The 5,090-nt window shown below is 67.5% G+C and carries 7 protein-coding genes and 1 pseudogene; 2 read left to right on the plus strand and 6 right to left on the minus strand.

Annotated elements, in window-relative coordinates; translation table 11 throughout:
- The first annotated feature begins 72 nt into the window (after nt 1-72).
- Nucleotides 73-633, plus strand: a complete 561-nt coding sequence (locus tag ABD901_RS12280) for a Uma2 family endonuclease (protein ID WP_345124548.1) — start codon at nt 73-75, stop codon at nt 631-633.
- 1,070 nt (nt 634-1,703) lie between these two features.
- Here ABD901_RS12280 and ABD901_RS59005 read toward each other — a convergent pair.
- Nucleotides 1,704-1,994, minus strand: a complete 291-nt coding sequence (locus ABD901_RS59005; RefSeq protein WP_380136908.1) for an Lsr2 family DNA-binding protein — start codon at nt 1,992-1,994, stop codon at nt 1,704-1,706.
- A 73-nt stretch (nt 1,995-2,067) separates the two neighbouring features.
- The gene (locus ABD901_RS12285) at nt 2,068-2,826 is read right to left on the minus strand and encodes a DUF4386 family protein (RefSeq protein WP_345124550.1); all 759 of its coding nucleotides are present in this window, start codon (nt 2,824-2,826) and stop codon (nt 2,068-2,070) included.
- A gap of 50 nt (nt 2,827-2,876) precedes the next feature.
- Here ABD901_RS12285 and ABD901_RS12290 point away from each other — a divergent pair, with 50 nt between their 5' ends.
- Nucleotides 2,877-3,527, plus strand: a complete 651-nt coding sequence (locus ABD901_RS12290; RefSeq protein ID WP_345124551.1) for a TetR/AcrR family transcriptional regulator — start codon at nt 2,877-2,879, stop codon at nt 3,525-3,527.
- On the opposite strand, the gene ABD901_RS12295 is transcribed toward ABD901_RS12290, so the two are convergent.
- From ABD901_RS12295 to ABD901_RS12310, 4 genes and pseudogenes are all read right to left on the minus strand, one after another.
- Nucleotides 3,505-4,338: a hypothetical protein gene (locus tag ABD901_RS12295; protein ID WP_345124553.1), complete on the minus strand. Its 834-nt coding sequence runs from the start codon at nt 4,336-4,338 to the stop codon at nt 3,505-3,507. The two genes, ABD901_RS12290 and ABD901_RS12295, sit on opposite strands and share 23 nt — an antisense overlap.
- 109 nt (nt 4,339-4,447) lie before the next feature.
- Nucleotides 4,448-4,633, minus strand: a complete 186-nt coding sequence (locus ABD901_RS59010) for a WD40 repeat domain-containing protein (RefSeq protein WP_380139803.1) — start codon at nt 4,631-4,633, stop codon at nt 4,448-4,450.
- Between the two features lie 3 nt (nt 4,634-4,636).
- A pseudogene (locus tag ABD901_RS12305) lies at nt 4,637-4,690 on the minus strand (hypothetical protein); the annotation flags it as partial.
- A gap of 125 nt (nt 4,691-4,815) precedes the next feature.
- Nucleotides 4,816-5,090 (minus strand): chitinase (locus ABD901_RS12310; RefSeq protein WP_345124557.1); only part of this gene is annotated, 275 nt, incomplete at its 5' end.

Raw genomic sequence — 5,090 nt, forward strand, 5'->3', positions numbered from 1 at the left:
CTCGGGAAAGTCGCTCGGGCCGTTTGCCTTGCTTGCGAAGGGTCTTGTAGGTGGGGGAGGTAGCATCGGCGCATGAGCGCGGAGGCTGTTGGCAGGCACATGCCGGCCATCATCACGCTCGACGACCTGGCCGCCATGATCTCCGCGGACACGCACGGGCGGCGGTATGAGACCAGTCCCGAGGGGGTTCTCTCCGTCGTGCCGCCTCCGGACAGCGAGCATGCCGTCATCGCTACTCGCCTGATGGCGTGGTTGATCGCGGCGGGTTGGCCGCTCGAGCAGATCATGCAGGTTGCGGGCGTTCGCATTCCCGGACCCGACGGGGACGGTGGGCGCATTCCGGACCTCACCGTGTGGTCGCGACCGCAGCCGCGGGCTGTGTGGTTGGCTGTCGCCGATCTCGTGCTCGTCATCGAAATCGTGTCGCGCGGCTCCGAGGCGATAGATCAGGGCGCCAAGGTGTCGGAGTATGCGGCGGCTGGTATTCCGCAGTACTGGACGGTGGCGCGGGACCCAGCGCAAACGGTGACCCTGTACCAGCTCGGCCCGGACGGCACCACCTACGAAGTGACGGCCAAGATGCCCCTGGCCTGGCTGTTGCAGACCGCGCCAGCCGACCACATCGGCAGCTGAGCGCGCCGGTCCGACACGGCCGTGACTGTAGCCAAATGTGTAGCCAGGACGTCTCGACACGTCCGAGACGGAACGGGATTGATGAGACGATACGCGGCCGTTGCCGCGGAACATGGATCGTTCCGAGAGACCGCATGTGACACCTGAGACGTGAGACGCTCCGACCGCTAAAGCTCTGGCCAGGGCGCATCGGGCGACACCGGACGAGACAGCTGAAACGGCTTAAGGCCAGCTCACAACCCAGAGGTCGCAGGATCAAGTCCTGCCCCCGCTACCACCAGAACACCCCCTCAGGGATCTCCTGAGGGGGCGTTTCATGCCTTGTGTAGTCAGGTCTGTCGCCAGGCGTTATTGCCGGCGCCCGAAGTACACGCCAAGTGCGGTGACGGCGGCGCAGCCCAGGCCGCCGGCAGCGGTGAAAGCCGGAGCTGGCGCGCCGAGCGCCGCGAACGCGGAGACGGCGACGAGGCTGCCTCCCGCGACGGTCGCACATCCGAGTGCTATTCGGTCCCGTGACGAAATAGTTGCCACAGGCCGGCTTGCGTGGCTAGCACCGCTGTTCCGTACAGTCATGCATACCTCCGTGTTGTTGGACGCCGGAGGCAGCAAGGGCGGCCTGCTCGCTACAGCAGGCCGCCCGTTCTGTCGGCTCGGTATCCGCCCTTGCTGCTTCCCGATGCCAACGATTTTGGGCACAGCAAAGCGAGGGGGTGGAGGCAGGGTGTTCACGAGAAGACAGACAAATCCGGTCGTAAGGGACCCAAATGCCTGGAGGTCGAGATACTCCTCAGGACGCTAGAAATTATTTTTGGGTTGGGTATGGCGTTTTTGTCAATGGTTTGATGACGTCAACTCTTCACGATCTTGTATTTACGCAGCTAGAGTGTTGGCAGCATGGGGAAGGTCACATTTCGTTTCCTGCATAAAGTGGCTTGCGCTAGCTGCCATGGAAGATCAATCCCGCGCGACGGGATGCCAGTTCAGCCCCGCTGCATGTTGCAGTGAGAACCGCGAAGATCAGGCGCTGGGACTTCGCATCGAGGGGATCAGCGGACAAGCACCCGCGCAACTCACGGACTCGTGGTAAGCCGCTGGTCGTCAATGGAAGCGGCGGCCAGGCCGTGGGCAGTCGCGTACGCGGCCACGACGTCGGCGGGTAGGCGGCCACGGACTCCGACCGGAAGCCCTTGGGCGCGGGCCCATGTGCGGATGGCCGAGCCGGTCGCCGGCAGCGCTGGGGCAGTCGCGCTGGCTGCTGTCGGTGTGCGTGTCGGTTGAGTCGGTGCAGGGATGCTTGCTGTGGCGTGCGCGGACGAGTTCGTCACGCTGGCTGAGACGGCATGCGTCGTCCGGGTCCACATCCGCTGCTGGACCGTCGTCCTTGCTGGGGCTGGCTTTGTCGCCGATGTGGCTGGGCGTGCGGGTGGCCGTGGGTCACTGGGTGGGGACGCGCTCTGCGGCCGGGAGCGATTCGGTCGGTTCGCTCGCGATGGGCCGCGGTCCGCGCAGCAGCGCGACACCGGCCATCGCGAGGAACAGCAGCCATACGACGAACCCGGCGTACCCTAGGCCGATCCACGGCGACCCGGTGGTGACGGCGACCGCCGGGACGGCGGCGACGAGCAGCAGCACCGCGCCGAGAGTCATGACGGGCGAGAGCCAGCGCGGGACCAGGCGCGCGAGGACGGCCGCGCGCCCCAGGCCGAGCAGGGCGAGACCGACGCCCGCCATGTTCACGGTGAACACTCCATTGTGGAACGTCCAGAGGAGACCGGCCAAGGTCGGATCGGCCGAGAGCTGGTCGCGCGCCGCGACCATCGTCAGCTGTACGACGTTGATGATTCCGAACAGCACGGCGACGACGATCGCTGACGCGGCGCCGAGCCGGGCCCATGCGGCGGCCGCCGGGTTACGCCGCTCGCACCACGGCCCGATGTTCGTGCTGAACCACAACAGCGCGGGGAATCCCACGAGGTAGGTGGCCACCATGAGGTGGACCGACCATGCGTGTTCGTGCAGCAGCACCGAGATGTCCGATGTAGACGCTTTCGCCGTTGGCCCGAGGATGCCGCGCAGGACGTTCTGGAACAGGACCAGTACGAAAAAGCACAGCGCGGCACCACCGAGCATCGCGGTCGAGCCGCGGTCTTCGCGCTCCGTCGTCATCGGTAACCTCCGTTTATTAAAGGTCACTTCTACTGGATAGAAGTCGATTCTAATAAGGAGACCTCTAAGCTATCGGCATGTCAAGGCCAATCAGCCGGCGTGCCCGTCAGGCGGCGGAGACCAGGCGAGACATCCTGGACGCGGCGTTGCGGCTGTTTGCCGGGCGGGGCTATGCCGCTACCGCGATCGCGGACATCGCGGCGGAGGCGGGTGTCGCGGTGCCGACGGTGTACGCGAGCATCGGAGCCAAGCCGCTGCTGTTGAAAGGTCTGCTGGAGACCGTCGACCTCGAGGCCGGCGTACCGGAGTTGGCGCAGGCCCTAGGGGTGGCGACGGACCCGCGGGAGGTCCTGCGGCTCGCGATCCGGATCACCCGCCAGGTCGCCGAGCGCGGATCCACCATCATCAAGGTGCTGGCGTCGGCCGCCGGCTCCGAGCCTGAGATGGGTCAGGCTTACGCGGAAGGGCTGGCCAAACACCGCGCCGGCGCGGCGGCTACGGTCGGCCGCATTGCGGCGCTCGGCGCATTGTCCCCGGATGTGTCCGAGGCCGATGCTGTCGCCATGCTCGCCACTCTGACCGACACGCCCGTGTACGACGGCCTGACCCGCCACGGCTGGTCCTACGACAAGAGCGAGACCTGGCTGTTCGACACCCTGGCGGCGCAGCTCCTGCGATCACGCGGAAGGCCGGCCGTACCACCCATCAGTGCGGCGACCGCTTCTTGAGCGGCGCGCCGGCGGGCTTCGGCTTCGGGACCGTCCAGCCGGACCTGGCCAGCAGCAGGAAGCCCAGCGCCGCGACGGGGAGGCCGAGGAGCCACCACAGCGGTACCCCGCCCCAGCGCCCGACGTTCTCCACTCGCCCGACCCGGGCGACGCTGTAGCCCTTGTCCCCGATGACGTACGCCTCGGCGCTCTCCGGGATGCCGAAGCCGGTCTTCTGGTCGACGTCGTCCCAGCCGAGGATGATCGTCCCTTGGTACTGCTTGCCGTCGAGCTGCCAGGTGGAGCGCTCGCAGACGATGTCGGCGTCGGCGCCCTTCGCGCCGCTGGTGTACACGTGCGTGTCGTTCTCGCACTTTTCCGGCATGCTCGCGGTCACCCTGGTGCCGTACCGGCCGGTGTAGTCGGCCGGGTCGATCCAGCGCACCGCCTGGCCGCCCAGCGCCGCGAGCCCGGCGGTCAGCGACAGGACCGCCACCAGCAGCCCCGCGCCGCCCAGCAGGCCGGCGCGGAGCCGCATGCCGGGAGCCGGCTCGAAGATGCCCACGGCGACGCAGAGCACCACCACGGGAATGCCGAGGACGAGCAGCCCGAGGCCGATGCCCGAGTGCCCGGGGCCGGCCGAGCCGCCGGTGCAGAGGACCATGAAGAAGCCGACGATGAGGGCGATCGCCGCGGACACGAGCCCGCACCCCGCGAGGGCCGAGCCGGCCGACGCCGGCTCCTTGGGCTTGTCCTTCGCGCCTCGCGTCGAGGGGCCGAGCACCTCGCCCTCCAGCGCCTCACCGCCCGCCACGAATCGCTCGTCATCCATGGGGGACACCGTAGAGCAATCGACCGCCTCGCCTTCCAACGAGATAGTCACGATTACTCATCCCCACCGTCCAATGTGTAGCCGGGACGCGGCCCGTTGCGTCGTGGGATCAACGCGACGGGGTGGTCGAGGGCCGGGCCAGGTCGGTGAGGCTCCACAGCTTGGCCGTGTCGTCCCAGCCGGCGGTTGCCAGGGTCCGCCCGTCGGGGCTGAACACAACCCCAGCCACGGCTTCGGTGTGGCCGGTGAGGGTGGCGATCGGCGCGGGGTGGGCCGGATCGGCGATGTTCCACAGCTTCGCCGATGCGTCTCCGCCGGCGGTGGCCAGGATGCGGCCGTCAGGGCTGAACGCTACGGCGTGAGCCCTGCGCTGGCCATGCGCGGATCATAGATTGACAACGGTGCTGCGATCAGCCCGCAAGGGGAAAGGGCGCTCCGGGTGTTCGTGGAACCCGAAGCGCCCTGTCCGGGCGTGGGTCAGCAGGTCAGGTTGCCGCCCGCGGGTACACCCAGAATGCCGACGAACTGGTTGTAGAGGTTGACCCGGCTCTGCATCTGCGCGGTGTTGCCGCCGTTGCATTCGATGCTGTTGATCGCGCGGATCGTGGTGCCGAAGCCCTGGCCATTCACCATCGCGTTGTGGGACGTCGTGCCCGCGTTGCCGGTGCCGGTCATCCAGTACCACAGGCCGGTCTGCCAGGAGATCGAGGAGTTCGTGGCCACGAGGTCGGGGTTGTTGAGCAGGTCGACGC

The organism is Dactylosporangium darangshiense (assembly GCF_039537565.1).
GTDB lineage: Bacteria > Actinomycetota > Actinomycetes > Mycobacteriales > Micromonosporaceae > Dactylosporangium > Dactylosporangium darangshiense.